The 26,659-nt window shown below is 67.0% G+C and carries 31 protein-coding genes; 8 read left to right on the forward strand and 23 right to left on the reverse strand.

The window, feature by feature from the left end:
* Positions 1 to 4 precede the first annotated feature (4 nt).
* The gene (gene ubiA, locus ILT46_RS00775; RefSeq protein ID WP_199502721.1) at positions 5 to 922 is read right to left on the reverse strand and encodes a 4-hydroxybenzoate octaprenyltransferase; all 918 of its coding nucleotides are present in this window, start codon (positions 920 to 922) and stop codon (positions 5 to 7) included.
* A 38-nt stretch (positions 923 to 960) separates the two neighbouring features.
* Between ubiA and ILT46_RS00780 the strand changes: the two genes are divergently transcribed.
* Positions 961 to 1,707: a 16S rRNA (uracil(1498)-N(3))-methyltransferase gene (locus ILT46_RS00780; protein ID WP_199502722.1), complete on the forward strand. Its 747-nt coding sequence runs from the start codon at positions 961 to 963 to the stop codon at positions 1,705 to 1,707.
* A gap of 52 nt (positions 1,708 to 1,759) precedes the next feature.
* Positions 1,760 to 3,130, forward strand: coding sequence for a glutamate--cysteine ligase (locus ILT46_RS00785; RefSeq protein ID WP_199502723.1), 1,371 nt, complete (start codon positions 1,760 to 1,762; stop codon positions 3,128 to 3,130).
* Between the two features lie 3 nt (positions 3,131 to 3,133).
* Here ILT46_RS00785 and ILT46_RS00790 read toward each other — a convergent pair whose 3' ends face one another.
* The 5 genes from ILT46_RS00790 to ILT46_RS00810 form a co-directional block, all read right to left on the reverse strand.
* Positions 3,134 to 4,483 (reverse strand): methyltransferase family protein, encoded by a 1,350-nt coding sequence (locus ILT46_RS00790; RefSeq protein WP_199502724.1) that lies wholly within the window; start codon positions 4,481 to 4,483, stop codon positions 3,134 to 3,136.
* A gap of 48 nt (positions 4,484 to 4,531) precedes the next feature.
* Positions 4,532 to 5,881 (reverse strand): outer membrane protein assembly factor BamB family protein, encoded by a 1,350-nt coding sequence (locus ILT46_RS00795; RefSeq protein WP_199502725.1) that lies wholly within the window; start codon positions 5,879 to 5,881, stop codon positions 4,532 to 4,534.
* 17 nt (positions 5,882 to 5,898) lie between these two features.
* Entirely contained in the window at positions 5,899 to 6,711 is an 813-nt protein-coding gene (locus tag ILT46_RS00800; RefSeq protein WP_199502726.1) for a tetratricopeptide repeat protein, read from the reverse strand.
* Between the two features lie 163 nt (positions 6,712 to 6,874).
* Positions 6,875 to 8,038 carry a glycosyltransferase gene (locus ILT46_RS00805; protein WP_199502727.1) on the reverse strand — a complete coding sequence of 388 codons (1,164 nt, stop codon included), beginning with the start codon at positions 8,036 to 8,038 and terminating at the stop codon, positions 6,875 to 6,877.
* Complete coding sequence (locus ILT46_RS00810) at positions 8,035 to 8,895, reverse strand: alpha/beta fold hydrolase (RefSeq protein WP_199503067.1); 861 nt, start codon at positions 8,893 to 8,895, stop codon at positions 8,035 to 8,037. Before ILT46_RS00810 ends, ILT46_RS00805 begins: the two co-directional genes overlap by 4 nt.
* A 78-nt stretch (positions 8,896 to 8,973) precedes the next feature.
* Between ILT46_RS00810 and ILT46_RS00815 the strand changes: the two genes are divergently transcribed.
* Complete coding sequence (locus tag ILT46_RS00815) at positions 8,974 to 10,371, forward strand: protein adenylyltransferase SelO family protein (protein WP_199502728.1); 1,398 nt, start codon at positions 8,974 to 8,976, stop codon at positions 10,369 to 10,371.
* Positions 10,372 to 10,437: 66 nt separating this feature from the next.
* A complete protein-coding gene (gene astD, locus ILT46_RS00820) occupies positions 10,438 to 11,856 on the forward strand; it encodes a succinylglutamate-semialdehyde dehydrogenase (protein WP_199502729.1) in 1,419 nt (472 codons plus the stop codon).
* Here astD and ILT46_RS00825 read toward each other — a convergent pair.
* Positions 11,853 to 12,584, reverse strand: a complete 732-nt coding sequence (locus tag ILT46_RS00825; RefSeq protein ID WP_199502730.1) for a hypothetical protein — start codon at positions 12,582 to 12,584, stop codon at positions 11,853 to 11,855. The two genes, astD and ILT46_RS00825, sit on opposite strands and share 4 nt — an antisense overlap.
* A 212-nt stretch (positions 12,585 to 12,796) precedes the next feature.
* Positions 12,797 to 13,267 carry a glycine zipper 2TM domain-containing protein gene (locus ILT46_RS00830; protein WP_233396876.1) on the reverse strand — a complete coding sequence of 157 codons (471 nt, stop codon included), beginning with the start codon at positions 13,265 to 13,267 and terminating at the stop codon, positions 12,797 to 12,799.
* A gap of 189 nt (positions 13,268 to 13,456) precedes the next feature.
* Here ILT46_RS00830 and rarD point away from each other — a divergent pair, with 189 nt between their 5' ends.
* A complete protein-coding gene (rarD, locus tag ILT46_RS00835; RefSeq protein ID WP_199502731.1) occupies positions 13,457 to 14,362 on the forward strand; it encodes an EamA family transporter RarD in 906 nt (301 codons plus the stop codon).
* Here rarD and pyrC read toward each other — a convergent pair.
* The gene (gene pyrC / locus ILT46_RS00840; protein WP_199502732.1) at positions 14,351 to 15,397 is read right to left on the reverse strand and encodes a dihydroorotase; all 1,047 of its coding nucleotides are present in this window, start codon (positions 15,395 to 15,397) and stop codon (positions 14,351 to 14,353) included. The genes rarD and pyrC overlap by 12 nt on opposite strands.
* 38 nt (positions 15,398 to 15,435) lie before the next feature.
* Here pyrC and ygfZ point away from each other — a divergent pair, with 38 nt between their 5' ends.
* Positions 15,436 to 16,158, forward strand: a complete 723-nt coding sequence (gene ygfZ, locus ILT46_RS00845; RefSeq protein WP_199502733.1) for a CAF17-like 4Fe-4S cluster assembly/insertion protein YgfZ — start codon at positions 15,436 to 15,438, stop codon at positions 16,156 to 16,158.
* Here the strand turns inward: ygfZ and ILT46_RS00850 are convergent.
* The gene (locus ILT46_RS00850) at positions 16,155 to 16,772 is read right to left on the reverse strand and encodes a TetR/AcrR family transcriptional regulator (RefSeq protein ID WP_233396877.1); all 618 of its coding nucleotides are present in this window, start codon (positions 16,770 to 16,772) and stop codon (positions 16,155 to 16,157) included. The two genes, ygfZ and ILT46_RS00850, sit on opposite strands and share 4 nt — an antisense overlap.
* Positions 16,773 to 16,884: 112 nt before the next feature.
* On the opposite strand from ILT46_RS00850, the gene ILT46_RS00855 reads away from it, so the two are divergent.
* Positions 16,885 to 17,766, forward strand: a complete 882-nt coding sequence (locus ILT46_RS00855) for a metal-dependent hydrolase (protein WP_199502735.1) — start codon at positions 16,885 to 16,887, stop codon at positions 17,764 to 17,766.
* Between the two features lie 22 nt (positions 17,767 to 17,788).
* Here ILT46_RS00855 and ILT46_RS00860 read toward each other — a convergent pair whose 3' ends face one another.
* The 3 genes from ILT46_RS00860 to rplU form a co-directional block, all read right to left on the reverse strand.
* Entirely contained in the window at positions 17,789 to 18,337 is a 549-nt protein-coding gene (locus tag ILT46_RS00860; RefSeq protein WP_199502736.1) for a GNAT family N-acetyltransferase, read from the reverse strand.
* 205 nt (positions 18,338 to 18,542) lie between these two features.
* Complete coding sequence (rpmA, locus tag ILT46_RS00865; protein WP_199502737.1) at positions 18,543 to 18,812, reverse strand: 50S ribosomal protein L27; 270 nt, start codon at positions 18,810 to 18,812, stop codon at positions 18,543 to 18,545.
* A 12-nt stretch (positions 18,813 to 18,824) separates the two neighbouring features.
* Positions 18,825 to 19,325, reverse strand: a complete 501-nt coding sequence (rplU, locus tag ILT46_RS00870) for a 50S ribosomal protein L21 (RefSeq protein ID WP_199502738.1) — start codon at positions 19,323 to 19,325, stop codon at positions 18,825 to 18,827.
* 195 nt (positions 19,326 to 19,520) lie between these two features.
* Between rplU and ILT46_RS00875 the strand changes: the two genes are divergently transcribed.
* Positions 19,521 to 20,069, forward strand: a complete 549-nt coding sequence (locus ILT46_RS00875; RefSeq protein WP_199502739.1) for a hypothetical protein — start codon at positions 19,521 to 19,523, stop codon at positions 20,067 to 20,069.
* On the opposite strand, the gene ILT46_RS00880 is transcribed toward ILT46_RS00875, so the two are convergent.
* From ILT46_RS00880 to ILT46_RS00920, 10 genes are all read right to left on the reverse strand, one after another.
* A complete protein-coding gene (locus ILT46_RS00880; RefSeq protein WP_199502740.1) occupies positions 20,066 to 20,368 on the reverse strand; it encodes a Rossmann fold domain-containing protein in 303 nt (100 codons plus the stop codon). The genes ILT46_RS00875 and ILT46_RS00880 overlap by 4 nt on opposite strands.
* A 14-nt stretch (positions 20,369 to 20,382) precedes the next feature.
* Entirely contained in the window at positions 20,383 to 20,757 is a 375-nt protein-coding gene (locus ILT46_RS00885; RefSeq protein ID WP_199502741.1) for a dihydroneopterin aldolase, read from the reverse strand.
* Positions 20,758 to 20,768: 11 nt separating this feature from the next.
* Positions 20,769 to 21,659, reverse strand: a complete 891-nt coding sequence (locus tag ILT46_RS00890) for a class I SAM-dependent methyltransferase (protein WP_199502742.1) — start codon at positions 21,657 to 21,659, stop codon at positions 20,769 to 20,771.
* Positions 21,659 to 23,059 (reverse strand): threonine synthase, encoded by a 1,401-nt coding sequence (thrC, locus tag ILT46_RS00895; protein WP_199503069.1) that lies wholly within the window; start codon positions 23,057 to 23,059, stop codon positions 21,659 to 21,661. Before thrC ends, ILT46_RS00890 begins: the two co-directional genes overlap by 1 nt.
* 58 nt (positions 23,060 to 23,117) lie before the next feature.
* Positions 23,118 to 23,708, reverse strand: coding sequence for an SURF1 family cytochrome oxidase biogenesis protein (locus ILT46_RS00900; protein ID WP_199502743.1), 591 nt, complete (start codon positions 23,706 to 23,708; stop codon positions 23,118 to 23,120).
* On the reverse strand, positions 23,701 to 24,096 hold the full coding sequence (locus tag ILT46_RS00905; RefSeq protein WP_199502744.1) for a DUF983 domain-containing protein: 396 nt from the start codon (positions 24,094 to 24,096) through the stop codon (positions 23,701 to 23,703). The genes ILT46_RS00900 and ILT46_RS00905 overlap by 8 nt, the downstream gene beginning before the upstream one ends.
* Positions 24,093 to 24,920, reverse strand: a complete 828-nt coding sequence (locus tag ILT46_RS00910) for a cytochrome c oxidase subunit 3 (protein ID WP_199502746.1) — start codon at positions 24,918 to 24,920, stop codon at positions 24,093 to 24,095. Before ILT46_RS00910 ends, ILT46_RS00905 begins: the two co-directional genes overlap by 4 nt.
* A gap of 75 nt (positions 24,921 to 24,995) precedes the next feature.
* Complete coding sequence (locus ILT46_RS00915; protein WP_199502747.1) at positions 24,996 to 25,586, reverse strand: cytochrome c oxidase assembly protein; 591 nt, start codon at positions 25,584 to 25,586, stop codon at positions 24,996 to 24,998.
* The gene (locus tag ILT46_RS12260) at positions 25,583 to 25,705 is read right to left on the reverse strand and encodes a hypothetical protein (RefSeq protein ID WP_255528337.1); all 123 of its coding nucleotides are present in this window, start codon (positions 25,703 to 25,705) and stop codon (positions 25,583 to 25,585) included. The genes ILT46_RS00915 and ILT46_RS12260 overlap by 4 nt, the downstream gene beginning before the upstream one ends.
* Positions 25,702 to 26,619, reverse strand: coding sequence for a heme o synthase (locus tag ILT46_RS00920; protein ID WP_199502748.1), 918 nt, complete (start codon positions 26,617 to 26,619; stop codon positions 25,702 to 25,704). Before ILT46_RS00920 ends, ILT46_RS12260 begins: the two co-directional genes overlap by 4 nt.
* Between the last annotated feature and the right edge of the window lie 40 nt (positions 26,620 to 26,659).

Consider the following 26,659-nt stretch of genomic DNA (forward strand, 5'->3'; position numbering starts at 1 on the left):
CTTCTCACGAGTTGGCGGTGATGAAACAGGCGGCCGCCACCAGTGCCCCGGTCCAGCGATTTGCGCGGAACCGGGCGAGCGGGTTGTCCCGATCGTCAGGGTCGAGCGTGACGACCTGCCAGCCAAGGTGGAGCGCGGCGGGCAGCAACGTCAGCAGCGCCACCCAGTCGCCGCGCAGCAGCCAGAAGGCAAGCGCCCACAGGGCAACCGCGCCAGCGTAGAACGCGCCGATGCCGCCGCGCACCCGTGTGCCCAGCCGCAATGCGCTCGAGCGGATGCCGACCAGCGCGTCATCCTCGCGGTCCTGCAGGGCGTAGATCGTGTCATAACCGACGCACCACAGCACCGCCCCCGCATACAGCGCCGCCAGCACTTCCCACCGGTCGCTGCGCAAGGCCACCCAGCCAACCGGCACGCCCCAGGTGAACACCAAGCCCAGCCAGGCCTGCGGCCACCAGGTCAGCCGTTTCATGAACGGATAGGCTGCGACCAGCACAAGGCTCGCCAAAACGACCAGCTGGGCCTGCCAGCGCAGTTGCAACAGGACGACCAGCCCCACAAAGCACAGCACGAGGAGCCAGCCCCATGCGGTGCGCTTGCTGATCCGCCCGCTTGCCACCGGGCGGCTGGCCGTGCGCGCCACCTGCCGGTCGAGATCGGCATCGACGATGTCATTATAGACGCAGCCCGCGCCGCGCATCGCCATCGCGCCCACCAGCAGCCAACCGACCAGGGCCCATTGCGCCCCCGCGCCGGTCAGCCAGACGCCCCAGGCGCAGGGCCAGAACAGCAGCCACCAGCCGACCGGGCGGTCAAACCGGGCGAGCTGGGCCAGATCGCGCACGGGCTGCGGCAGCCGCGCGACGAGCCCGCGATGCTCGGTGTCGGGGACGATTTCGGGCTGGGGGGCAGCGGCGCTCACCCTTGCCCCCTATCGCCGCGCGTGGCACCTGCCTAGCCATGCCTGCAACACCCGCCTGGCCGCCCCGGAGCGCCCCGCGCCTGTTCGTCGTGCCCGAACTGGCCGAGGGCGCGATGGTGACGCTGGAGGGCAATCCAGCGCATTACCTCGCCCGCGTGATGCGGGTTGCGGCCGGCGATACGGTGATCCTGTGCGACGACATCACCGGCGAGTGGGCCGCTGAAGTGGCTTATGCGGGCAAGCGGCACGTTGAAGTGCGCGTGATACGCCAAATGCGCGGGCGCGAGCACGTGCCGGATTTCTGGCTCTGCCCCGCCCTCATCAAACGCGACCGGTTCTACATGGTGCTCGAAAAAGCGACTGAACTGGGCGCGGCGCGCATCGTGCCGGTGATCACGCGGCGCAGCGTGGTGGACAAGCTCAACCTCGAGCGCGCGCAAACGGTGGTGGTCGAAGCCGCCGAACAATGTGCCCGCACGGCCTTGCCCGACCTGGCCGCGCCCGCCCCGCTCGATCGGCTGTTGCGCGATTGGCCCGCCGGGCGCCTGCTGTTCTTTGCCGACGAGCAGGGCGGCGCGCCTGTCGGGGACGCGCTGCGCGAGAGCGAAATGGCGGCAATCCTCGTCGGCCCGGAAGGCGGCTTTGACGATGCCGAGCGAGCGGCTATCCGCCAACTTCCGCAAGCTCGCCCGATCAGCCTCGGCCCGAGTATCCTGCGCGCCGAGACGGCCGCGCTGGCCGCTACGGCGCTGTTCATGGCGCTGGCGGGCGACTGGCGCGGATAGGCACCGCAATTACCGCTTCCCACGCCCGTTTGCGTTGCGTATCGCCACCCAAATGAGCACGCGCCAGGCCTCCGACCAAGCGGACCCGCTGATCGAAAGCCGCGATCAGCTCGTCGAACCGATGGCCAAGGGCGAGAAGCCGCCGGCCGATTGGCGGATCGGGACCGAGCATGAAAAGCTGGTCTATCGCCGCGCCGACCATGCCGCGCCATCCTATGCCGAGCCGGGCGGCATCCGCGACATGTTGCTGGCGCTGGGCGAGTTTGGCTGGACGCCGGTCGAGGAAAACGGGCAGGTCATCGCAATGAGCGGGGCCGACGGCACGGTCAGCCTCGAACCGGCCGGACAGCTCGAACTATCGGGCGCGCCGCTTGAAAACCTGCACCTGACCTGCGCCGAAACCGGCCGCCATCTCGAACAGGTGAAGGAGGTGGGCGAGCGCTTCGGCCTGTCGTTCCTTGGCCTCGGCATGTGGCCCGACAAGACCCGCGCCGAACTGCCGGTGATGCCCAAGGGGCGCTATGCGATCATGATGCGGCATATGCCGCGGGTCGGCACGATGGGCCTCGACATGATGCTGCGGACCTGCACCATCCAGGTCAATCTCGATTATTCAAGCGAAGCGGACATGGCGAAGAAGTTCCGCACCAGCCTGGCTTTGCAGCCCTTGGCCACCGCGCTGTTCGCCAACTCGCCCTTCACCGAAGGGCGGCCCAACGGCTTCCTGTCCTATCGCAGCCATATCTGGTCGGATACCGATCCGCAGCGCACCGGGATGCTACCCTTCGTGTTTGACGAGGGCTTCGGTTATGAAGCCTATGTCGATTACATGCTCGACGTGCCGATGTATTTCGTCTTCCGCGACGGGCAATATATCGACGCGGCGGGGCAAAGCTTTCGCGATTTTCTCGACGGCCGGCTGCCTGCCCTGCCCGGCGAGAGGCCGCGGCAGAGCGACTGGTGGGATCATTTGTCGACCGCCTTTCCCGAAGTGCGGCTGAAGAGCTTTCTCGAAATGCGCGGCGCCGATGGCGGGCCGTGGAACCGCATCTGCGCGCTGCCGGCCTTCTGGGTTGGGCTGCTTTACGATCAGGGTGCGCTCGATGCGGCGTGGGATCTGGTCAAGCACTGGATGATGGAAGAGCGCGAGGCGCTGCGCGGCGCCGTGCCCCGGCTGGCGCTCGACGCGCCGATACCGGGCGGGCGCAAGCTGGGCGATATCGCTCCTGAGGTGCTGGCGATTGCCCGCAGCGGGCTATCCGCACGCGCGCGGTTCAATTCCGGCGGCGATAATGAAACGGGTTTTCTCGAAGCGCTCGACGAGATTGCCGCCAGCGGCAAGGTGCCGGCCCAGCGCCTGCTCGATTCCTATCACGGCGAATGGCAGGGCGATATCAGCCGCGTCTACGAGCAGAGCTTCTGACGCCTACCAGCGCTGCAGCAGCGCCGCGACTGATCCGAGCGCGCGGGTTATCGGTGCATGGCTTGCGGCCCAGGCGTGATAGGCGCGATATTTGGCGTCCTCCCCAAGCAGATGCGCCTCTTCGGTGCGCGCCCGCCAGTAATAGATGCCGCTGACGCAGCCCAGAAACACGGTGTTGCGCACGATATCGACGATCGAGCCGCTGGTGGTGAGGAACGGCAGCACCGACAGCCACCAGAACAGGTTCTTCGATACATAGGCCGGATGGCGGGTCAGCCGGTACGGCCCGTTGGTGATCACCCCGCGATAGGTCAGGTTTGAAAAACGGATGCCGAAGGCAACGGTCGCCCAGGCATAAATCGCGGTGAGCACCACCAGGACGATCATCCACGCCCAGGCCAGCGCCGGGATGCCGGCCAGCCAGTGGCCCCAACCGGGCGCGTTCACCTCGTAAGCGAGCACCCCGTACTGCCCGCCAAGGGCCCCCTGCCCGCCCATGAAGGCGAACACGAACGGCGGATAACACATCAGCGCCGCGACCCAGCCGGCGAGGAACGGGTTGCCGCTGCGGATATGCGCGTCGAGCGGGCGCAGCGTGAGCAGGTAACCCACCGTCCCGATCTGCACGTCGATCACGAACAGCAGCTCGAACAGCGCAAGGCCAAGTCGTATAGGGTCGTCCGCGATGGCGGCAAAATCGGCGTTCACCACCGCCGCGAAACCGTGCGGCAGGATCGAGATCATGAAGGCAGTGAAGAAGCCCTTGATAATCCACGCGCGCCAGTGCCGCTTGATCTCTTCCCCGTGCCAGCCATCACGGCGCAGCAGGAAGGCGCCGAAATGCCATGCATGATCGCGGGGTTCGGTCAGCTTGCCGTCAAGCCACAGGACATAAGGGATCGACAGCGCGACCAGCGGCACCAGCGCGGTCGCCAGCACCTCGATTGCGAACAGATAATTGCCGTTCCAGTACCAGCGGGCGAGGCAATAGAGGCCCGCGATGATCGCCCAGGTCGCCCACAGCCCGACCAACTTGACCAGGCTCACCGGCAGGCGCTGCGGCATCGGGCGGGCCAGCGCCCAGTCGATCCCGGTCGAGGGACGGCGATGGACCTTGTCTACCAACAGCGACCAGGCGATCATCGGCAGCGAGGAGAACAGCAGCGCGGACAACGCGGCGAGCGGGCCTGATAGCGGCTGATGCGGGCCCGCCCAACCGAACTGGTCGGCCAATGCGGGGTACGATCGGCAGAATGCGATCCAACCCAGCAATCCCGCGAGGCCGGCAAAGCCGACCCCGGCCGAGACATCGCTCGCGGGGCGCGGGGCGGAGTCGGGCACGGTATCGCTCACCGCGCCCACCTATCGCATATCGGTTAAGTGCGCGTTAGGCCCAATCGCTCAGCGATAAGCGGTGATGCGGCCGCGATCGTCGAGGATATACAGAGTCTGGCCCGCAACCACCGGCGGCAGGCTGACGCTCGTGCCGACCTCGCCATAGGGCGTGACCGTACCATCGACGGTCGAAACGCGATAAAGCCCGCCTTCCGAATTGGCCGCCCACAGATTGCCGCCGGCGAGCACCGGGCCGCGCCAGAAGATCGGCCCCTTTTTGTCTTCAGCATCGCGCCAGCGCGGCAGTTCGGCAATCCAGCGGACCTTGCCGCTCGACCGGGCAATCGCCAGCATCCGTGCATCGTCGGTCAGCGCGAACAGCCATTCGCCGCCGATCGCCGGGGTCGAAATGCCGGCAATGTTGAGTTCCCAGATGCGCTGGCCGGTGACCAATTCGTAGGCGGCCATGCGCCCGCCCTGCCCCAGCGCATAGACGCGGCCGTCGGCGATGATCGGATCGGCGTCGATGTCGGTTAGCGAGCCGACCTGGGTGGAGATCGAAGTCCGCGCCAGCGCATCGGCCCACAGCGTCCGGCCGTTTTCATAGCGATACGCCGCCAGTTCGCCCGAACTGTAGCCGGCGATCACCGTGCCCTGTGCGGCGGCGGGTGCCGCCACCCCGAACACGCCCGACTGCGCCTGCGACCCCGATTCCTGCCATTGCTGCGCGCCATCGGCCGCGTTAAGCGAGAAGATCTGGTTGTCCTGCGTCATCACGAAGACGCTGTTGAACGCCACGGTCGGCGCGCCGCGCAGCGGGCCGGCGGGCTTGACCTTCCAGACCAGCGCGCCGGTCGCGGCGTCGAGCGCGACCACCTCGCCCGCGCCGTTGGTGGCATAGACCCTGTTGTCGGCAAAAGAGGCGCCGCCGCCAAAGGCCGAGGGGCGCTGGTCACGGGTCAGCTCCATTTGATAATTCCACACCCGCGCGCCGGTGGCGGCGTCAAAGGCGTGGACCATCGCATTGGTATCGACCGCATAGACCCGGCCGCCGCCGACCACCGGCGTCGCGGCTAGGCGCGCGCGCGGGCTCGACCCGGCGATCTGCGCGATCCAGGCCGGCTGCGGGTCGGCCCGCAGCGCCAGATGGCCGGGCGCGTTGCTGGGCGGACCCCCGGCCTGCGGCCAGTCGGCATTGGCATCCGCCGGCGGCAGCACCACCGCAATGCCCGCCAGCGCGGGATCGACCTGCGCGCCGGTTTCGATCCGCGACAGGATCGGCTGGCGATTGCCGACGGTGGGGGTGCCATCCTTGTCCTTGCCGCCGAACAGGCCGGTGGCGCAGCCAGCCAACGACACCGCCAGGAGAGCGGCAAGCGGCGCGCGATAGAGAAGAGCGGGATGCTGGCGGGTCATGAAGTATGGTGTTCCTGTCATTCAGCCGCTGCGGCCGGCGCACCGGCGGCTGCGGGGGCGGCACTGGCCCCGTTGGTGATGCCCTGTTCTTTGAGCAGCGTATCGACATCCTCGATCGCGTCGACCCCCAGCAGACCGGCGACCTGCCGGGCGCGCGAGCGCAGCGTTTCGGGCACATCGTCGGCCTTGGCGATGGCGGAGAACAGCGTGCCTGCCGCCTCGCGGTTGCCCGCTTCGAGATGGGCCATCGCGGTCAGCTCGCCGGCGCTGCCGAACCAAGGATTGCCAGGCACCGCCAGCGGCTTCAGCCGGTCGATCACCTGCTGCGGCGGAAGGGTGTCGAAGTTGACCGCGATTTCGCGGATCAGCGCCAGATTACGCAGTTCGGCGGGTGCGGCACTGTCGGCAGCGACTGCGGCGAACAATTTGGCTGCGCGTTCGCGCTGGCCCTGTTCGAGCGCGATCCCGCCCTGCAGCAGCGCCGCCGTGGCGCGCGTGCCCGCGTCGCTGCTCGCCGCGAGCGGGGTGAGCGCGGTGTTGCCGGCATCGAGCTGGCCCGCCTCCACCTTGTCCATCGCAGTCATGAATTCTTCGGATTGGCGTTCAAGCGCCTGTTCGCGCCGGTGATCCCAGAAGAGATAGCCGGCAAAGCCGAGCAGCAAGGCAGCAATCAGCGCCAACAATGGCTTGCCGTAACGCTGGACAAAGGTGCTGTATTGGTCCTGCCGGACGGCGTCATCGACCTCGCGCAGCAGCACATCCTCTTCCGCGGCGCGGCGCTGCGCGAGGACATTTTCCCTGTTCTGGTTGGTAGAAGGTGTCAGGGCCACGCGGTGATCGATCCTTGCTGGAAGAGGCGCATCGGCGCGCCGGACAGGGGCAATCGCGCGTCTTTAGGGCCGGCACCCGTGCTCCGCAATGCCCTGACCACCTTCGTCACCATGCTGACTGTTTTTGTTGGGCGCGGCGTGAACCGCCGGTGAAGCGCGCCCATCAGGGCAAGCCCGGGCGCCCCATCGCCGAGGCGTAGAGGCGGCGATAGGTATCGATCATCCGCTGCTCGGAAAATTCGACCTCGGCGGCAGCACGATTGGCCTGGCCCAGCCGCTCGCGCAGCCCCTCGTCTGCCGTCAGCGCGCCGAGCGCGGCAGCTAGCGCGCGCTCATCGCCCGCCGGCACCACGAACGGCCGGTTTTCTTCGGCCACCATCTCGGCCACGTCGCCCACCGCGGTCGCCGCCACCGCGCAGCCAGCCGCCATCGCCTCGATCAGCGCAACGGGCTGCTGCTCGCTGTCGGAGGACAGCGCAAAGATATCGAACAGTCCGATCACCTTGGCGGGATCGACCGCATGGCCGGGCAGGTGCACCCGGTGGCCGATATTCAGCCGCGCGGCCTCGCCAATGATCCGCTCGCGCTCAGGCCCTTCGCCGATTATAACGAGCTGCCAATCCTCGGGGAGCGCCGCGAAGGCGCGCACGAGCCGGGGCAGGTTCTTGACCGGCCGCAGCCCGGCCAGCGTCCCGACCCAGCGTTCGCCCTGATGCTTGATAATCCCGCGCATCGCATCGGGCTTGGGCCGGTGGCGATAGGCGGCAAGGTCGATGCCGTTGGCAATCCGCTTCACCCGGCCGAGTGGCTGGTCCCAGGCGGTCAGCGCGATTTCCTCGAGCCGTTCGGACGGGACCACCAGCCCCGCCGAGCGACCTAGCGCGATCTTGCGATACCAGTTGCGGGTGGGCTTGAGGCGGGTGAGCTCGTCCTGGTTGAAGCCGTCTTCGTGGTGGATCAGCGGCGGCAGGCGCATGGCTTCGCCGAACAGGGTATGCGCCATGGCCGCGTCCATCGCGCCCCAATTATAGGTCAGCACCAGATCGTAGCCCTGCATCGCGCGCGCCAGCTTTTGCAGGCGCCCCGGCGTCGGCCGCCCTTTGAGCGGCGGAAAGTCGCGCGGATAATCCACCTTGATCCCACGCGCGATCCCGGCCGCGGCATCCATCTGCTCGGGCTCGGCCGACACGATGCTGTGCGCGACCTTTGGCCCGAAGGCATTGATCAGGCGGGTGCAGCGCAGTTCCTTGCCGCCGGCGGCGAAGGTCGAATGAAGGTGCAGGATGCGCGGCATGGCGCCCGGAGCGCGCGCGGCAGGCGGCTTCATGCGACTTGCGCGAGCAGCCGGTCGATGGCGGCGCGTGCCTCAGGCTCGTCGAGCAGCGGGGCATGGCCAATATCGGGCACGGTGACCAGTTCCATCCCCGGCAGCCTCCGCGCCATTTGCTGAGCCGTCGCTTCGGACAACAGTTCGGACAGGGCGCCGCGGATCAGCGTCACCGGCCGGCCGGCCAGCGCCTCGAACGCCGGCCACATATCGACCGGAGCCACCGCCTCACTCTGCGCGAAGGGTTCGGCAATCGCCATGTCGTAGTCGAAGGCGATCCGCCCGTTCTGGCCCAGCACCATGCAGCGTTTGGCCATGTCGAGCCAATCGGCCAGTTCGAACCGTGGATGCGCCGCGCCGTGAACCTCCTCAAGCGCGCGGGCGGCGTGCATCCAGGTTTCGTAGCTGCGCGCCTGGCCGACATAGGAGCGGATCTTGTCCAGCCCGCCCGTTTCCAGCTCCGGGCCGATATCGTTGAGCACCGCACCGGCGATCCGTTCCGGCCCGCGCAGCGCGAGCAGCATCGTCATCAGCCCGCCCAGCGAGGTGCCGATGGCGACGAACCGGTCGATCCCCTGATCGGCCAGCAACGCTTCGACATCGGCGACATAGGTCAGCGGGTTGTAGCTGCTGCTGTCGCGGGCATAATCGCTGTCGGCGCGCCCGCGCATCACCGGGACAATCACCCGCCATTCGCCCGCCAGATGCGCGGCGAGATTGGCAAAATCGCGCGCATTGCGGGTCAACCCGTGCATGCAGACGATCGGCGGCCGGTCATCGCGGCCGGGATAATCGCGGTAATGCAGCGTCAGATCGTCGGCCGTGGTCCACGTCCGGTCCGTGTAGAGGTGCTCCATCGGGAAATACGCTGTCCTTCGTGCCGGGATACGCCAGCGCGGCTTGTGCCAGGCGGCGTCTGCGCCCACTATCGCCGGATGCGCGCCGAACCGCAAGCCGCCGGCTATCGGCCTGATCCCGCGATCCTCGACCTTCCCGATTGGCTGGGCGACCCGGTCGAGCCGGCCGCCTTCCCGCGCACCGAGCTGCGGTTCCGCAATCGCCGGTGGGATCGCGCGGTCGGCCTCGCGGCCATGGATGATGGGCAATGGGTCCGCCATTTCGGCCGGTTCGAACCGCTGCCGGACAATGTGCCGCAGCCGCTGGCGCTGCGCTATCACGGCCACCAGTTCCGCGTGTACAATCCGGAGATCGGCGACGGGCGCGGCTTTCTGTTCGGCCAGTTGCGCGATGGCGCGGGGCGCCTGCTCGACCTCGGCACCAAGGGTTCGGGCACCACGCCCTACAGCCGCACCGCCGATGGACGGCTGACGCTGAAAGGCGCGGTGCGCGAGGTGCTGGCGACCGAAATGCTCGAAGCGCTTGGGGCTTATACGTCCAAAACCTTCTCGGTGATCGAAACGGGCGAGGACTTGTGGCGCGGCGATGAGCCTTCGCCCACACGTTCGGCGGTGCTGGTCCGGCTGTCGCATTCGCATATCCGCATCGGCACCTTCCAGCGGCTGCTGGTGCTGGAGGAACGCGATCATATGGCGGCGCTGGTCGATTATTGCCTGCGCCATTATCCCGGCCCGCCCCCGCTCGGGGATGCACCTGCGCAGGAGGAACCGGCGGTGATGCTGCTGCATCAGGTGGTGGAACGGTGCGCCGATCTCGCCGCGAGTTGGATGGTCGCCGGTTTCGTGCACGGGGTGCTCAATACGGACAACATCGTGATTACCGGCGAGAGCTTCGATTACGGCCCGTGGCGCTTTGCCCCGCTGTGGGAGCCCGGCTTCACCGCCGCCTATTTCGATCAGCAGGGGCTCTATGCGTTCGGGCGGCAGGCGGAGGCGCTGCACTGGAACTGTGCGCAACTTGCCGTGGCGCTGCGGCTGCTGGCCGACGCCGCCCCGCTGCGCGCCGCGCTCGAACGCTTCGCCGGGCTGTACGAGGCGGCATTGCTGCGCCGCTGGTGCTGGCGCCTCGGCGTGGCGCCGCGCGGGACCGAGGGCGATACGCAGCTGCTTGCAGCCAGTGTCACCGCTATGCGCGCTGAAGGTATCGGGCCGGATGCCTTCTTCCACCGTCATCGCGGGGGCGGTCAGGCAAGTGGCGACCTGGCCGATGCGCTCACCCTGTATCAACCGACAGGGTCTGCCGGTGAGTGGCCCGCTGCGCCTGAGGCGATGCTGATCGACGAGGTCGAGGCGATCTGGTCGGCCATCGCCGAACGTGACGATTGGTCACCGTTTGCGCGCAAAATCGCCGCCGTGCGTGCCTTTGGCGATGCGCTGGGCGATCCGCCGGTCCCGGCCGGACACGGCGCCATTTGACGCGCCCGGCGCCATTGTTAGAAGGCCGCCAAGCGAGCGCGAGAGGCGACAGTGCATCCTGACATCATGACATCCTACGAACCTGCCACCGGGCAGCTGTTGTGGGAAGGGCGCGCAGGCAATGTCGATGATGCGATCGATCTCGCGCGGCGGGCATGGCCGCAATGGGCCGCGCAGCCGCTGGCCACCCGGATCGAACTGTGCCGCCGCTTCGCCAACGAGGTGCGCAAGGAATCCGACCGCTTCGCCGAACTGATTGCGCGCGAAACCGGCAAGCCCTTGTGGGAAGCCCGAACCGAGGTCGAATCGGTAATCGCCAAGGTCAATATCTCGGTCACCGCCTATGCCGAGCGGACGGGGCAGAAGAAGCTCGATTCGGCGCTCGGCGGGACGGCGGCGGTGCGGCACAAGCCGCATGGGGTGATGGCGGTGCTCGGCCCCTACAACTTTCCGGCGCATCTGCCCAACGGGCATATCATTCCCGCACTGATTGCCGGCAATGTGGTGGTGTTCAAGCCGAGCGAGAAGACCCCGGCGGTCGGCGAATTCCTCGCCGGCTGCTTTCACCGGGCGGGTGTGTCGGCGGCGGTGATCCAGGTGCTCCACGGCGGACCGGAGCAGGGCAAAGCGCTGGTCGCGCATCCGGGCATCGATGGCGTGCTGTTCACCGGCTCGGCGCAGGCGGGGATCGCGATCAACCGCAAGCTCGCGGCTAATCCGGGCAAGATCCTCGCGCTCGAAATGGGCGGCAACAACCCGATTGTGGTCATCGATACACCCAAGGTGTCGGATGCGGCGATAACCATCGTGCAGTCGGCGTTCACTACTGCCGGTCAGCGCTGCACCGCCGCGCGCCGGCTGATCGTCAAGGCGAGCATGTATGATGCCATCGTCCACGAAGTGAAGAACCTCGCCGACCGCATCCTCTACGCCGAACCTTTCGCCGAACCCGCGCCCTTCATGGGCCCGGTGATCGACAATCATGCCGCCGATCAACTGACCGAAAGCTTCCTCTACCTGATGTCCAATGGCGGCCGCGCGATCAAGCACATGACCCGGCCCGACGACAATCTGCCCTTCGTCTCGCCGGCGCTGATCGACACCACTGCAATGGCCGAAAGGCCCGATGTCGAACTGTTCGGCCCGCTGCTGCAGATCATCAAGGTCGATGATTTCGACCAGGCGATTGTCGAGGCGAACAATACCCGTTTCGGCCTGTCAGCCGCGCTGATCGGCGGCAGCCCGCAGGATTACAACCGCTTCTGGGCCAATATCCGCGCGGGCATCATCAACTGGAACCGGCCGACCAGCGGCGCATCGTCCAAGCAGCCGTTTGGCGGGATTGGCCTGTCGGGCAATCACCGCCCGGCGGCTTTTTACGCAGCGGATTATTGCGCCTATCCGGTGGCAAGCACCGAGATGGAGCAGCCGCGCGCCAGCATCGGCGTCGGTATCCGCGAGGAACGGCGTAGGAAGCCGCGCTAGCGGCCGCTGGTCACCAGATCGACTTCGGTCAGGCCGCCCGCCACCGTCCGCCCATAGACCACATAGGCCGCGCCGCCCTTGGTCCCGCTGAGGATGTTGTCGCCATCCTTGCGGAGGTGTTCGGCCGAATATCCGGCACCCTTTGCGCGCGCATGATAGAAGGCCAGAACATCGGGCAGCGGCACCGGGGTGATGAAATTGATCACCCGCAGCGAACAGCCGCCCGTATCGTTGCCGGCCGCTTCCTGCGTGGCCGCGCGCGGATAGACCGGCAGCGCCTCGGGCAGACGCGCCGCCCAGCCCGCCGAATATTGCACCCCGTCGCCGCAATTGGCGCCGCCCGGCGACAGGGCCGCGCGCGAGGCGGCGCTGAGCGTTGCCGATTCGGGAATTTCGCCGGCGACCTCGCGGGCGGCCGGAACCGGGGGCAAGGCGCCTTCGCCGCCGACCAGCGCCGCCGCCTCGCGCTTTGCCGCGGCAATCGCCTGCGGCGAACGGTCGGCGACCGGGATCGAGCGTTCGCCCGCGCCGGTCAGCGCGCCGCTGCCCTCGTTCTGATTGGCGAGATCGGGATCGACCATGATCTGATCGTTGAGCGCGGCATCGCTCGCCGGGTCGGCTTGGGTGGTCGCGCCGTTGTCCGCACGCGAGCCGCAAGCGCCGAGCAATGCCAGCGCCAACACCGCTGCAATAGTCTGTGTGGATGAGGATTGAGGCACAAAACGCATGGTAGGCTCTCCCGGAAGAGCCTGCAGGATACTGCGCCGGTGCGACGCGACAAGGGCTGGCGGCGCCGCGCCTCCCCTCTGTCCCATCGCGGGAAAAGCCAGGCGCATAAGTAAAGGCGCCCCGGCACGGAGAGTGCCGGGACGCCTTCCGCGGCTCGGTGGCGCCGCGTCCGGTCACATGGTGGGTGTGACCGAATGGAATTGCTGTGCGCCTAGCGGCAGCGCGACTGGCCCCGATCGACCGACCGACCGAGGAGCGCCCCGCCGGCACCGCCGAGGATCGCGCCGAGCGTGCGGTCGCGGGCAACCTCGCGGCCGAGCAGCGCACCCGCCGCACCGCCGATCAGCAGGCCGGTGGTGCCGTTCGAGCGGCGGCAATAATAGCGCCCGTCATCGCCCTGCCACACGCGGGTGTTCTGATAGACCGGCTCGCCATAATAGTTCTGCCCGTAGGCCTGGCGATCATAGCGGTTGTAGTTGGTATAGCGTTGGTCACGCGCATGACCGCGATGGCGACCGCGATTGTGCTGGGCCACCACATCGCCCTGCGGCGCAGCGGCGGTGACGGCTGGGTGATGCGCGGCTTGCGGGGCCGGCAGGTCGAGCGCCGCGGCAGGGCTGGCCAGTGCCATTGCCGGCAAAGCCAGCATCGCGGCGGTTTTCTTGCTGATAAGGTCGATCATGTTCATGCTCCTCAAACCGTGTTGCGGGCGTAGTCTGAGTGGCAACCGCGTCCGTCTTGTTCAGGTTTATCGGTGAGAATATGAACCACGCGCAACCTGATTGTCAGGTTGAACTCTCCGCGCCGAACCGTTGATCTGTTGCGACGAAGCGTGGCTTGCACATCGCCGCCCCACGCCATAGGGGCAGGCATGAGCAGCATCGACGCAAGCGGGCAGAAATCCGGCTTTCCCGCAGCGATCGCGGCCTATCTGATCTGGGGGTTCCTGCCGCTCTACTTGCTGCTGGTGCGCGCCGTTCCGCCGACCGAATTCGTCGGCTGGCGGATCATCTTCACCCTGCCGATCTGTCTCCTCATCATCGCGCTGCGCGGCCAGTGGCCGGAAATCCGGCGTGCCATCGCGGACCGGCGGGCAATGTTGATGCTGGGGTGCAGCGCGCTACTGATCGGGGTCAACTGGCTGGTCTATGTCTGGGCTATCCAGCGCGGTAACGTGTTCGCGGCCAGCCTCGGCTATTACATCAACCCGCTGGTCAATGTCGTGTTCGGCACGCTGTTTCTGGGCGAGCGGCTGAGCCGGCGCGCATGGATCGCGGTCGGCCTCGCCGGCGCCGGTGTCGCACTGCTGCTCGGCGGCGCGCTGACGACCTTGTGGATCAGCCTGACGCTGGCCTTCAGCTTCAGTGCCTATGGCCTGGTCCGCAAACAAGTGGCGGTGGGGGCGCTGCCCGGCCTGACCATCGAATCGCTGATCCTACTGTTACCCGCCGCCGGTATCGCCGTCTGGTATGCGGCAAGCCCGGCGGGCAGCGCGATCGACAATTCCATTGGCCTCACCGCCTCCATCGCATTAGGCGGGGCGGTAACGGCGATCCCGCTCTGGCTGTTCGCGGTCGCCGCGCGGCGGCTCGATTATTCGACGCTGGGCTTCATCCAGTTCCTCGCGCCGAGCATCGTCTTCATCCTCGGCCTGACTGTCTTCGGCGAAGAACTGCGGCCCATTCAACTGGCCAGTTTCGTGCTGATCTGGGCGGCGCTGGCGGTATTCGTGTGGGATATGCTGGTGCGCCGGCAAACCGACCCCTCAGACGCGTAGCTGCCAGCCCAGAGTTTCGCCCGCATGGAATGGCACCAGCACCTCGCCCGCAGGGAGCTCGGCGGGGACCTGCTGCGAGACGCGCTCGAGCGTGACGCGCCCCTCGTTGAGCGGCAGCCCGTAGAAGCGCGGGCCATGTTCGGAGGCAAAGCCCTCCAGCCGGTCGATCCGGCCTTCCTCCTCGAACACCGCGGCATAGGATTCGAGCGCATAGGGCGCGTTGAAAATTCCCGCGCAGCCGCAGGCGGCTTCCTTGGCGCTGCGGGCATGGGGCGCGGTATCGGTGCCGAGGAAATATTTCGGCGAGCCCGACACCGCCGCCCGGCGCAGCGCCAGCCGGTGCTGCTCGCGCTTGACCACCGGCAGGCAATAAACGTGTGGCTGCAAGCCGCCGGCGAACAGCGCGTTACGATTGAGGTGGAGGTGCTGCGGGGTAATCGTCGCCGCCACAGTGGCCGGCGCCGCGTCGACAAAGTCGACCGCCTGCTGCGTGGTGATATGTTCGAATACGACTTTCAGTTCGGGCAACCGCGCCACCAAGGGGGCGAGAACACGGTCGATGAACACCGCCTCGCGGTCGAAGATGTCCACCTCCGCATCGGTCACCTCACCATGCACCAGCAGCGGCATCCCGGTGCCCGCCATCGCCTCCAGCACCGGCATCAGCGTGAAAATGTCGGTGACGCCGTGGGCGGAATTGGTGGTTGCGTGTGCGGGATAAAGCTTGGCGGCAGTCAGCACACCATTGGCATGGCCGCGCAGCAGATCGGCCGCCTCGGTGCCGTCGGTCAGATAGGCCGTCATCAGCGGTGTGAAATTGCTGCCGGCGGGCAATGCAGCTTCGATCCGCGCGCGATAGCCCGCCGCGTCGGCAGCTGTCACCACCGGGGCCGCAAGATTGGGCATTACGATCGCCCGCGCGAACTGCCGCGCGGTATAGGGCACCACTGCAGCCAGCATCGGCCCGTCGCGCAGATGGACGTGCCAGTCATCTGGGCGGCGCAGGGTCAGGCTGGTCGGTGCAATCTGGGTCATGCATTGGCCTTAGCGAGCGCGCGCCCTATCTGTCACCCATGACCAGCACCACCCCCACTCATCTCGCCGACCGCGCATTGATCCGCCTTTCGGGCGACGACCCGGCCGGTTTCCTGCAAGGTCTGGTGACCCAGGACGTTACCGGTGCGCTGCCGGTGTGGAGCGGGCTGCTGACCGCGCAGGGCAAGACGCTGTTCGATTTGCTGGTCTGGCCCGATGGCGCTGGCGGGCTGTTGATCGATTGCGAGGCCATCTGTGCCGAAGCGCTGTGCAAGCGGTTGACGCTGTATCGCCTGCGCCGCCAGATCGTGATCGAACCGGTTTCGGAAATGGCGGCGCACTGGGCACCCGCAGGCGACGCCGGCGTGCCTGATCCGCGGCTGGCCGAGCTTGGCCGGCGCTGGCTGGCGCCAGCCGGTGCCGGCGGCGATGCCAGCGGCGCGTGGCGGCAGCACCGGCTGGCGCTGGGCGTATGCGAAGGAGCGGCAGAGCTGGCCGACATATTGTGGCTGGAAACCAACGCCGCCGAGCTCAACGGGGTCAGCTTCACCAAGGGCTGCTATATCGGGCAGGAGAATACCGCGCGGATGAATTGGCGCAGCAAGGTCAACCGTCGGCTGATGGTGGTGCCGCTGGCCGCATCCGACCCCAAGCGCCAGCGGGTGGCGTACTCCGAGCTTGCGCTAGCCGTAGATCACCTGCGGGTTGAGGATATTCCAGCCGGGACGGCACCCCCCTGGCTGGAAAGCGTGCTGGCCTAGCAGCCGGGCGCCTTGTCGATAGCCTCGGTCAGCAGCCGTTCGGCCTGGTCGCGGGCGGCATGATCCGGCAGGCCGAGCGATTTGGCCAGCGTCGGACCCATCAGCGCATCACCCAGTGCCAGCAGTACCAAGGTCAGCGTGGTCTGGTGGATCGCCGTCACGCCGCCGCCATGCGCGGCTTCTTCGCTCGCCAGTTCGTCCACCAGCGCGTGGATCGTCTCGACAATCGGGTCGAGCGCGTCTTCATTGCCGCTCAGCAGCATCCAGCTTGCCAGCGCACCCGCCCCTTCGCGGCCGAAGGCGTCAAAGGCGAGATCGACCACCTCGCGCGGCGTGCCGAGCCCGGCACGGCTCGCCCGCACCGCCTGCTTGATCGTTTCGCACACCGCCGTTGCGAGATGTTCGGCCAGCGCGCGCTGAAGCCCCGATGCCGAGCCGAAATGATGCAGCAGATTGGCGTGCGTGCGGCCAATGCGCGCGGCGACGGCCTTGAGCGTGACCGATTGCGGTCCGGTTTCGATAAGCAGGGCGCGCGCCGCTTCCAGCGCGGCGGTTCGCGATTGTTCGGGCGACAGCCGGCGGCGCACCGGGGCAGCGGTTTTTACCTGTTCCAAGCCCGGCGGCCTATCGCCGGCGGACGCGCTCCGCAACCCGCACACGCTTATTGACATCAATGTCAGTAGCCGCAATATGGCCTGCGATTGTTGCAGCCCGGAGCCCGCTTCGATGAATGCCCCCGCCCGTTTCGATACAAGTTCCACAACTGCCACGCCCGCCGATTTGACGATCAGCGTGCGTGATCGCCGTTTTGCCCGTGCGCACACGCCCCGGCGTTGGTGGCTGAATAACGATCCCGTCGCCACCGCATGGATGAACGCCCTGTCTGCCACCTTCCCGCGTGGCGAGGCGTTCTTTATCGAATCGGTGAAGGCCTTCCGCGAGGGTGCCAGCCTGCGGCTCGAGGCCGAAATCCGCGCCTTTGTCCGGCAGGAAATCAACCATACCCGCGAACATATTGTGTTCAACAAGCTGGCAGAGAGCGCTGGCTACGACATCTCGTTCATCGATCGCCGCGTCGAGGGACTGCTTGGCCAGCTCAAGGGTCGGCCGCAGATCCTCAATCTCGCGGCGACGATGGCGCTCGAACATTTCACCGCCATGTTGGGCCATGAATTGCTCGCCAACCCGCAATTGCTCGACGGGGCCGATCCGGAGTTGGCCGATTTGTGGCGCTGGCACGCGATCGAGGAGATCGAGCACAAGGGCGTCGCTTACGATACCTGGCTCCACGCCACCCGCGACTGGAGCCGCTGGCGGCGCTGGCGGGTCAAATCGATCATGATGCTGCTCGTGACCGTGCGCTTCATCAAGCATCGCTGGCAGGAAACCGCCCAATTGCTGGGGCAGGACGGGCTGACCGGCGCCAGATGGCAATTGCGGATCGCCAGCTATCTGTTGGTGCGGCCAGGTTTCCTGCGGCGCATCGCCCCCCAATGGGCGGCCTATTTCCTGCCCGGCTTCCATCCCTGGAACCATGACGACCGCCATTTGATCGGCCGCCATGAAGGCGAGTTCGCCGACGCGCTGCTGCCCGCGGCCGCCGAATGACAAAACGATGCGCGCCGCCCGATCAGGCGGCGCGCATCTCCGTTCGCAGCGGCCCTTCTTCGGCCAGGGTCAGGGCGAATTCGGCCGCCATGACCCGTTCGCCGCGCGCCCGGCAACCGAGCGGGCGGACCTGGCCGGTCGGTAACAGGCCAGCCTTGGCGAGCACCCGGCCCGAAGCAGGGTTGTCGAGAAAATGCCAACCCACCAGCCGGTGGTGGCCCAGCGCGGCCGCGAGGCCGACCAGCGCGCGGGCCGCTTCGGTCGCGAAGCCGCGCCCCCAGAACGGGCGGGCCACCCAATAGCCGAGCTGGACCTGTCCATCCTCGTCACGCCCGAGCCCGGCCCCGCCCACGATCTGCGCGGGTTCCGCGTTGGGCAGGGTCATCAGGAAACATGGCAGAAACGGCTCGGCCGGCAGTCCGACAAACGCCTCCGCATCGGCGCGCGTATAGGGCCAGGGTGCGCGGGCCAGATTGCGGACGATTGCGGGATCGGCGATCGCCGCATGAATGGACCCGGCATCCTCGGCCCAGGCGGGGCGGAGGAACAGGTTGGCGCTGCGATGAAACATCTCGCTCTCTCCATATGTCGCGCCGCCCCTAGACAGGCCGCGTGACAGTGTCGTTGCGGCCGTAAATGGTCGCGCGGGACGAGGGAGACAGCAAAAAGGGAGACGGACCCCCTGACCAGTCAGGAAAGCCCCATCTCCCTCAAGCGACCGGATAACGCTCCGGCGGGGCCATCCCGGTGGATGGCCGCCTGGTACGCACCATCCGTTATTCGGCAGCTACGCTCGGCATATCGACCGACACGTATTTGCGGCCGAGTTTGCCCTGGTGGAATCGCACGCGGCCGTCGCTCAGCGCGAACAGGGTGTGATCCTTGCCGATGCCGACATTGGTGCCGGGATAGAACTTGGTGCCGCGCTGGCGCACGATGATGTTGCCGGCGACCACTTCCTGGCTGCCGAACTTCTTCACGCCGAGGCGACGGCCGGCCGAGTCGCGGCCGTTGCGGGATGAACCGCCTGCTTTCTTATGTGCCATCGTTCGGGTTCCTTATTTCTCTTCAGCCTCGGCGGGTGAGGCCTTCTTGGCCGGCGCCTTCTTGGCCGCCGCAGGCTTGGCTTCGGCTGTTTCCGCCTTCGCCTTGGGCGCGGCCTTGGCCGCTGCTTCCTTATTGGCGGGCGCTGCCGCCGCGTCGGCGGGCGTTTCGGCCTTTGCCTCAGCCTTCGGCGCAGCCTTCTTCGCCGGCGCCTTGCTGTCGCCGACCGACAGGATGCGGAGCAGCGTCAATTGCTGGCGGTGGCCGTTCTTGCGGCGATAATTGTGCCGGCGGCGCTTCTTGAAGACAATGACCTTCTCGCCCTTGGCCTGCGCGATGATTTCCGCCGAAACGGTCACCTTCGCGGCATCGGCCAGCGAATCGCCTTCGCCGGCGACCAGCACGTCGCCCAGGGTGACCGTATCACCCGCTTCACCGGCCAGCTTCTCGACCGCGATCTTGTCTCCGGCGGCAACCCGATATTGCTTGCCGCCCGTGCGCACTACTGCGAACATGGTGCCTTCACTTCCAATCTTGTGCTGTGCCGCTTCGGCGAAACGGCGCGTTCCTCCCGCCCGCGATGCGATGGCGAGGTGGGAAAGAAGTGCGCCGTTAGACAAACCCCCGCGCCAAGTCAACGCCTCACGCGCGTCACAGACAGCAGGTGCGGCGGTGCTGGCGCCGGACTGTGAAGCTGCTATGCCCGCATGATGCCCGGTTACGTCCTTCTTGCCCGCACAGGCGCGCTGCTCATGCTCCCGGCGCTTGGCGCCTGCGCGACGGCCGGCGATTATCCCTCGCTGGCGATCCGGGATGCCGAACGCGCAGCGATGGCCGGCCGAATCGGGCTTGCCACCGCGCCTCCGGCGCCGTTGATTCCCGAGCGGACGCCGTTACCCTCTCCTGCGAGCTTCGATCCTGCGGCGCTGGGTCGGGTCGGCCCGCTGACCGCCGCGGCGCGCGGCGCGCATGGCAGGTTTCAATCGCAGGTGGCGGCAGCGCAGCGGCTGGTCGCGGCCGGGCGCGGCGGCAATCGCGATTCGGATGCCTGGGCAGCGGCGCAGGTAGCCCTCGCCAGCCTCGAATCCGCCCGCAGCCAGACCGCCGTGCCGCTGGCCGATCTCGAGCAACTCCACGCCGAGGCGGCCATTGCCGGTGTGCCGTCTGACACGCTGTCCGCCGCGCGCCGCGAGGTGCTGGGGCTGGTCAGGGCCGAGGACGCCACACTGGCTCGGCTGCGCGGCCAGTTGGGCCGCTAATCCGCCAACTCGAGATATTGCCCGGTCACGCCGGGCGCGCGACTGAGGAAAGCGAGCGCGTCCGCGCGCGCCGCATCGCCTCCACCGGCAAGCGCGCACACGCGCCGCGGTGCAATTTGTCGCGCCAGCGCCGCGACAGCGACCCGCCGCCATTCCGCGTGCGTGTAATCGCCCGCGCCGAACAGCACCACCAGCAGTTCGGTGTCCGGCGCCAAGGCCAGCCGCAGCGCTTCACCGGCCCAGCGGTCATAATAGCGCGCCGCCGCCTCGCCCGGGGCAACGGGCAAATCGTCAATCACAAGCGTCGCTGTGCTCATCGCCGCACACGGGTCAGCGTGATGCCGATCTTTTCGCCAGCCTCCGCGATCGCCAGCTTGACGATCTTGACCGTCACCGCCTCCACCAGCTCATCCTGCAGGAACAGCGTCTCGCAAATATGGTCGGCAACCGCTTCGATCAGTTTGAAATGGACCCCGGGCGGCAGCGCCTCGGTCGCCGCGAATTTGAGATCCATGTAGTTCTTGCTCGCCTCAAGCGGGGTATCGGGCGCGAAATGTGCCGGCAGTTTGAGCCGCGCCGCGATGCTGATCCGCAGCGGCTGAGGCTGGCCGGTTTCCTCGGAATAGATCCCGGTCAGAACATCGGTTTCGAAGTCCGCAACCTCGAGAATGAGCGAATCGTGATCCATCGCGTGCGCCCTTAGCGTGGATTTGACCAGCGGGCGAAAATTGCGGTCGGCAACAGGCGCCCCCCTTCTCCTTCCTCGCGCACGGCCAGATCGCCATGTTCCACCAGTCCCGGCAGATGTGCGCAGTGTTCGGTCAGCAGCCCGGCGAGCGCGAGGCTCGACATCCGCACCGCATAGACCGTCAGAAACAGGAACCGGCTGCCCGCATCCAGCAACCGCGCGCAATCCGCCACGAGCGGTGCCAGCCCCTGCTCCAACCGCCACGTCTCACCCCCTGGCCCGCGACCGAATTTGGGCGGATCGAGGATAATCCCGTCATAGCGCCGGCCACGCCGCACCTCGCGCGCGGCAAACTTGGCCGCATCCTCCACCAGCCAGCGCACCGGGCGCTCTGCCATGCCCGACAATTCGGCATTGGCGCGTGCCTGCGCGACTGATTTCTTGGACGCATCGACATGGGTCACCCGCCCGAACCCGGACAAGGCCAGCGTGCCGACACCGGTATAGCCGAACAGGTTGAGCGTTTCCGCATCATTCCGCCCGGCAAGTTGCGCGCCCATCCATTGCCAGACCGGCGCCATGTCGGGAAAGAAGCCGAGGTGGCGGAACGGCGTGCATTGCGCGGTCAAGCGGACCTCATTCCAGTCGAGCGGCCAGCCGCCCTGCGGAACCGGCCGGGCGAAAGCCCAGCGGCCGCCGCCATCTTCGTCGGAACCCGGCACGAATTCGCCATCCGCAGCCCAGTCGGCCCGGCGCGGGCGCCACATGGCCTGCGGTTCGGGGCGGATGAATGCGTGCGGGCCATAGCGTTCGAGCTTGCGCCCATCGCCGCTGTCAACGAGACCGTAATCCGCCCACCCTGTGCCGGTCAGCAGGATCGGCTGTTCGCTGAGCTGCGCCATCAGGCCGACCGGGTGGCCCGCTCGGCCACGAAGGCGGCAATCGCGTCGTAATCGCCGGGCAGCGAGGTATAGGCTTCCTCGCGCGCAAACAGATCGCCTATGCGCGCGGGAAGCGCGGGCCGGATTCCCGTGGCGCGTTCGACGGCATCGCCGAACTTGGCCGGATGCGCCGTCGCCAGGGTTACTACCGGAACATCGCGGGAGATATCGGCAGAGCGCGCTGCGTGGAGCCCGATGGCGGTGTGCGGATCGATAGCTTCGCCGGCCCGGTCCGCTGCCCAGCGCATCGCCCGCGCCATCTGCGCTTCATCGGCCCGGGCGCTGGTGAACAGAGCGGCGGCGCCCGCTCGCTGGGCATTTGTCAACCGCATCGCATGCGTCTTCTCGAACCCGGCCATCTGCGCCGCCAGCGCCGCCCCGTCGCGCCCACCGCAATCGAACAGCAGCCGCTCGAAATTGGAACTGACCTGAATGTCCATGCTCGGCGCGGCAGTGGGGGTAACGGTGCCGGCGGAATAATCCCCTTCGGAGAGCGCGCGGTGCAGGATGTCGTTGACGTTGGTAGCTACGATCAACCGCTCGACCGGCAAGCCCATCGCGTGCGCGACATAACCGGCGAACACATCGCCGAAATTGCCCGTTGGCACAGCAAAGGCGACCTTGCGCTCCGGAGCACCCAATTGCAGCGCGGCGACGAAATAATACACCACCTGCGCCATCAGCCGCGCCCAATTGATCGAGTTGACTGCCGAGATGCGGAAGCGGCCGGTCATCGCCGGGTCACCGAACATCCGCTTCACATGGGCCTGGGCATCGTCGAAGCTGCCGTCGATGGCGATATTGTGGACGTTCGGCGCGCGCACGGTAGTCATCTGGCGGCGCTGCACGTCGCTCACGCGCCCCTCAGGGTGGAGCATGAAGATGTCGATCCGCTCGCGCCCGGCAACCGCGTCGATCGCGGCGCTGCCCGTGTCTCCACTGGTCGCGCCGACAATCGTTAAATGCGCATCGCTGCGGGCAAGGAATTCCTCGAATAGCAGGCCGAGCAATTGCAGCGCCACATCCTTGAACGCCAGCGTTGGCCCGTGGAACAACTCAAGCAGCCAGTGCTGTTCATCCAGTTGCACCAGCGGTGTCACCGCCTGATGCGCGAAGCGGCCGTAAGCCGCGCGGCACAGTTCCAGCAACCGTTCGGGCGCTATGCTGCTGCCGACAAAGGGCTGCATCACCCGCGCGGCCAGTTCGGGATAGGGAAGCCCGCGTATAGCGGCGATATCCTCTGGTGTGAAGCGTGGCCAGGCGCGGGGCAGGTAAAGCCCGCCATCGCTGGCGAGGCCGGCCAGCGTCGCCCCTTCGAAATCAAGCACCGGCGCGCTGCCGCGGGTCGAGATGTAATCCATCATCGCGGCGGGTAGCGGCGCGGCAACGACGGCGCAAGCAAGCGCGGCTTGGCCCCGCTCAAGCCGTGGCGGCATCCCGCCGGCGGCGCAGCGCCAGCCAATAGATCGCCAGTGCCGTCAGCGCGAAGAAGAACCACTGCCCGGCATAGGCGAGATGGTTGTTGGGCAGATCATCGGGATCAGGCGGGGCCAGCGGCGCGAGCCCGGCGAGCGGGGGCGCAGCGACGATCCGCCCACCTGGCGCGATGATACCCTGCACCGCCCCGCCATCCCATGCCGGCGGATCGGGCATGGCAGCAAAGCCGAGCGCGATGGTCGCCGTCTGCCCGCCATCTAGGTGGCACAGCGCGCGATGTTCCCATCCCTTGCGCCCATCGGCCGCGGTGCCGGCCCGCTGCTCGCGCCCGATCACCCGTTCGCACAGCACCTCGGTGCGACGATAGAGCACCGCGTCGAGCTGCGCCGGATCGCGCGGATATTCAGCCACCGAAGAAAGCGTCTGCGCCTGGTGCGCCTGGGCGATCAGCGCCGCTTTCTCGTGAGCGCGCTGCAACTGCCAGATGCCGAGCGCGACCATCACCGCCGCTGCTGCCAGCACGAGAATTGTCGGCAGGACGGGCAGAGGCAGGCGCGCGGCCGGCTCAGTCATGCGAGCTCTGCCGCGCTTCGCCAGCGCGGTTGCTATATTCAGCGGTTAGTAGCGCGGCCTTGGCGAGGCGCAATCCGCCCAGCACCGCGCCAATCGTCAGCGGCACCCACAGTATCAGGTGCACCCAGAAGGGCGGCTGCACCGCGACTTCGAGCCACAGAGCGAGCCCGACCAGCACCCCGCCGATCACCAGTGTCAGAAACGCCGCCGGCCCATCGCCGACATTGAACTGCCCGAAATCGAGCCCGCACGCCCGGCAGCGCGGGGCGAACCGCGCGGCGCCGGCGAACAGCGTGCGCGCGCCGCACGACGGGCACAAACCGAAAAGGGCAGCCTCCGCAAGCGAAGGCTGCCCCTTTTCCGGCGCCGGTGCGGCGGGCCCGGTCAATGGATTGTCGCGCCCCAGCTGCCCCAGACATAGACCGAGACGAACAGGAACAGCCACACCACGTCAACGAAGTGCCAGTACCAGGCTGCCGCCTCGAAGCCGAAATGCTGGCGCGGAGTGAAGTGCCCCTTATAGGCGCGGATCAGGCAAACGATCAGAAAGATCGTCCCGACGATGACGTGGAACCCGTGGAAGCCGGTCGCCATGTAGAACGCCGAGCTGTAGGTATTGCCGCCAAAGTCGAACGGCGCATGGCTGTATTCATAGGCCTGGATGGCGGTAAACAGCAGGCCGAGAAGGATAGTCAGCCACAGCCCCTTCTTCAGCCCGTCACGATCGCCGTGGATCAGCGAATGGTGCGCCCAGGTGACCGTCGTGCCCGAGCACAGCAGGATGAGAGTATTGAGCAGCGGCAGATCGAACGGGTCCATCACCGCTTCGATCGCCTTGGGCGGGAACGTGCCGCCGATCACTTCCGACAGCTGGTCAGGGAACAGGGCAAAGCTGAACCACGACCAGAACCAGCCGACGAAGAACATCACTTCCGAGGCGATGAACAGGATCATCCCGTAGCGCAGGTGCAACTGGACGACTGGCGAGTGGTGCCCTGCCTCAGCTTCCTTCACGATGTTGCTGAACCAGCTGAAGAAGGTGGCGATCAACCCGGCAATGCCGAGCCCCAGCACCAGCCAGCCCATGCTGAACACGTCGGGATGCATATACATCACCAGCCCGCTGGTCATCGTCAACGCCGACAGCGAGCCGATCAGCGGCCAGATATCGGGCGGCAGGATGTGAAACTGATGGTTGGCGGTTCCGGCCATGGTTCCCTCGTTCTGTATCGCGTGTTGCCCGCGCGCCCGCTGCCCTTATCGGGCAGGCGTGCGCCGGTCCAGAGCCTACTGCGGCGCCGTAAGGCTCTTGTGGAAAGTGTAACTGAGCGTGATCTGTTCAACACCCTTCATGTTCGGATCGTCGAGCGCGGCGGGATCGATGTAGAACAGCACCGGCATCCGCACCTCCTGTCCTGGATGCAGGGTCTGCTCGGTAAAGCAGAAACACTGGACCTTCTGGAAATAACGACCAGCCTGCTCAGGCTCGACATTGAACGTCGCCGTGCCCGTGACCGGGACCGACGCATTGTTGCGCGCGACATAAAACGCCATGTCCCGCTGGCCGATACGGACGGTTTGCGTCGTGCGTTCAGGCGCGAAGGTCCACGGCACGTCGCGCGCCACACTGCCGTCGAAGCGCACCGAAATTCGCGGTGCGCCCGCCTGCTGGCCCAGAAGGGCGGCAAGGCTCGCCTGCGCCTCGGTGGCGCGCTGCGTCGTGCCGCCAAATCCGGTGACCTGGCAAAACAACCGGTAGAGCGGCACCGCGGCAAAGCCGAGCGCCAGCATCGCCAGCGCGGCGAGCAGCGCGATTGCGCCCACGCGGGCATTGCGCCGGTCGAGAGGGGTAGAGGCCGAAGCCGGCGTCGCGCTCATCCCATCCTCGCAATCGTAATGGCGTAGAACAGAATCACCAGAAAGACGAGCACGCCGCCCAGCGCCAGATTGCGCGACTTCTGCCGGCGGCGGATTTCGGCCTGCTGATCGGGTGTCATACGGTCCCTCCTAGGCCGGAAACGGTCCGGTCCGCAACCAGCGCGGCAAAGAGCACGAAGAGATAGAACACGCTGTAGCCAAACAGCCGCTTTTCCGGGCGCATCCCGTCGCCCGGCGTGCTGCTTCGCAGCGCTACCGGCACGGCGAAAGCGACGAACAGGGCCGAGAGCGCGGCAGCTGCAATGCCGTAAAACCAGCCGGTGCCGCCGATCCACCACGGCGCCACCGCGACCGGAACTAGGATCAGGCTGTAGAGCAGGATCTGGCGCCTTGTGGACCGCTCGCCCCGGACCACCGGCATCATAGGGATGCCGACCTTGGCGTAATCGGACTGGACGAACAGCGCAAGCGCCCAGAAATGCGGCGGTGTCCAGGTAAAGATGATCAGGAACAGCAGCACCGGCGTCAGGGTGATTTCGCCGGTGACCGCCACCCAACCGATCAGCGGGGGGAACGCCCCCGCACCGCCGCCAATCACGATGTTCTGCGGCGTGCGCGGCTTGAGCCAGATGGTGTAGATCACCGCGTAATAGAGGATCGACAGGGCGAGGATTGCCGCCGCCAGCCAGTGGACCGCCAGCCCCATGATCGCCACCGAGGCAACCGACAGGGCAATGCCGAAATCGCGCGCATCCTTGCGCTGCAAGCGGCCCGAGGGCAGCGGGCGCGCGGCCGTCCGCTTCATCCCGGCGTCGATGTCGGCTTCCCACCACTGGTTGAGCGCGGCCGCGCCGCCAGCACCAATGGCAATGCACAGGATCGCGGCAAAGCCGATCACCGGGTGGATGCTGCCCGGCGCCGCGAGCAGGCCGCATAGCCCGGTGAAAATCACCAGGCTCATCACCCGCGGCTTCGTCAGCGCAAAGAAATCGCGCCAATCGGCCGGCAGGGTCTGAACGGCACCAATGGTCAACAGCTTGTCCTTGTGACAGACGAAGGGCGCGCCTTGCGGC

Origin of the sequence: Qipengyuania sp. YIM B01966, assembly GCF_016461955.1 — a bacterium.
In the GTDB taxonomy this organism is placed as follows: Bacteria; Pseudomonadota; Alphaproteobacteria; order Sphingomonadales; family Sphingomonadaceae; genus QFOP01.

What these genes read in the sequence shown, in the direction of transcription:
- ILT46_RS00780 (WP_199502722.1), top strand. Translation starts at nt 961, where the DNA reads ATGCCTGCAACACCCGCCTGGCCGCCCCGGAGCGCCCCGCGCCTGTTC.
- ILT46_RS00785 (WP_199502723.1), top strand. Translation starts at nt 1,760, where the DNA reads ATGAGCACGCGCCAGGCCTCCGACCAAGCGGACCCGCTGATCGAAAGC.
- ILT46_RS00795 (WP_199502725.1), bottom strand. Translation starts at nt 5,881, where the DNA reads ATGACCCGCCAGCATCCCGCTCTTCTCTATCGCGCGCCGCTTGCCGCT.
- ILT46_RS00805 (WP_199502727.1), bottom strand. Translation starts at nt 8,038, where the DNA reads ATGAAGCCGCCTGCCGCGCGCGCTCCGGGCGCCATGCCGCGCATCCTG.
- ILT46_RS00810 (WP_199503067.1), bottom strand. Translation starts at nt 8,895, where the DNA reads ATGGAGCACCTCTACACGGACCGGACGTGGACCACGGCCGACGATCTG.
- ILT46_RS00815 (WP_199502728.1), top strand. Translation starts at nt 8,974, where the DNA reads ATGCGCGCCGAACCGCAAGCCGCCGGCTATCGGCCTGATCCCGCGATC.
- astD (WP_199502729.1), top strand. Translation starts at nt 10,438, where the DNA reads ATGACATCCTACGAACCTGCCACCGGGCAGCTGTTGTGGGAAGGGCGC.
- ILT46_RS00825 (WP_199502730.1), bottom strand. Translation starts at nt 12,584, where the DNA reads ATGCGTTTTGTGCCTCAATCCTCATCCACACAGACTATTGCAGCGGTG.
- ILT46_RS00830 (WP_233396876.1), bottom strand. Translation starts at nt 13,267, where the DNA reads ATGATCGACCTTATCAGCAAGAAAACCGCCGCGATGCTGGCTTTGCCG.
- rarD (WP_199502731.1), top strand. Translation starts at nt 13,457, where the DNA reads ATGAGCAGCATCGACGCAAGCGGGCAGAAATCCGGCTTTCCCGCAGCG.
- pyrC (WP_199502732.1), bottom strand. Translation starts at nt 15,397, where the DNA reads ATGACCCAGATTGCACCGACCAGCCTGACCCTGCGCCGCCCAGATGAC.
- ygfZ (WP_199502733.1), top strand. Translation starts at nt 15,436, where the DNA reads ATGACCAGCACCACCCCCACTCATCTCGCCGACCGCGCATTGATCCGC.
- ILT46_RS00855 (WP_199502735.1), top strand. Translation starts at nt 16,885, where the DNA reads ATGAATGCCCCCGCCCGTTTCGATACAAGTTCCACAACTGCCACGCCC.
- ILT46_RS00860 (WP_199502736.1), bottom strand. Translation starts at nt 18,337, where the DNA reads ATGTTTCATCGCAGCGCCAACCTGTTCCTCCGCCCCGCCTGGGCCGAG.
- rpmA (WP_199502737.1), bottom strand. Translation starts at nt 18,812, where the DNA reads ATGGCACATAAGAAAGCAGGCGGTTCATCCCGCAACGGCCGCGACTCG.
- rplU (WP_199502738.1), bottom strand. Translation starts at nt 19,325, where the DNA reads ATGTTCGCAGTAGTGCGCACGGGCGGCAAGCAATATCGGGTTGCCGCC.
- ILT46_RS00875 (WP_199502739.1), top strand. Translation starts at nt 19,521, where the DNA reads ATGCCCGGTTACGTCCTTCTTGCCCGCACAGGCGCGCTGCTCATGCTC.
- ILT46_RS00885 (WP_199502741.1), bottom strand. Translation starts at nt 20,757, where the DNA reads ATGGATCACGATTCGCTCATTCTCGAGGTTGCGGACTTCGAAACCGAT.
- ILT46_RS00890 (WP_199502742.1), bottom strand. Translation starts at nt 21,659, where the DNA reads ATGGCGCAGCTCAGCGAACAGCCGATCCTGCTGACCGGCACAGGGTGG.
- thrC (WP_199503069.1), bottom strand. Translation starts at nt 23,059, where the DNA reads ATGGATTACATCTCGACCCGCGGCAGCGCGCCGGTGCTTGATTTCGAA.
- ILT46_RS00900 (WP_199502743.1), bottom strand. Translation starts at nt 23,708, where the DNA reads ATGACTGAGCCGGCCGCGCGCCTGCCTCTGCCCGTCCTGCCGACAATT.
- ILT46_RS00910 (WP_199502746.1), bottom strand. Translation starts at nt 24,920, where the DNA reads ATGGCCGGAACCGCCAACCATCAGTTTCACATCCTGCCGCCCGATATC.
- ILT46_RS00915 (WP_199502747.1), bottom strand. Translation starts at nt 25,586, where the DNA reads ATGAGCGCGACGCCGGCTTCGGCCTCTACCCCTCTCGACCGGCGCAAT.
- ILT46_RS12260 (WP_255528337.1), bottom strand. Translation starts at nt 25,705, where the DNA reads ATGACACCCGATCAGCAGGCCGAAATCCGCCGCCGGCAGAAGTCGCGC.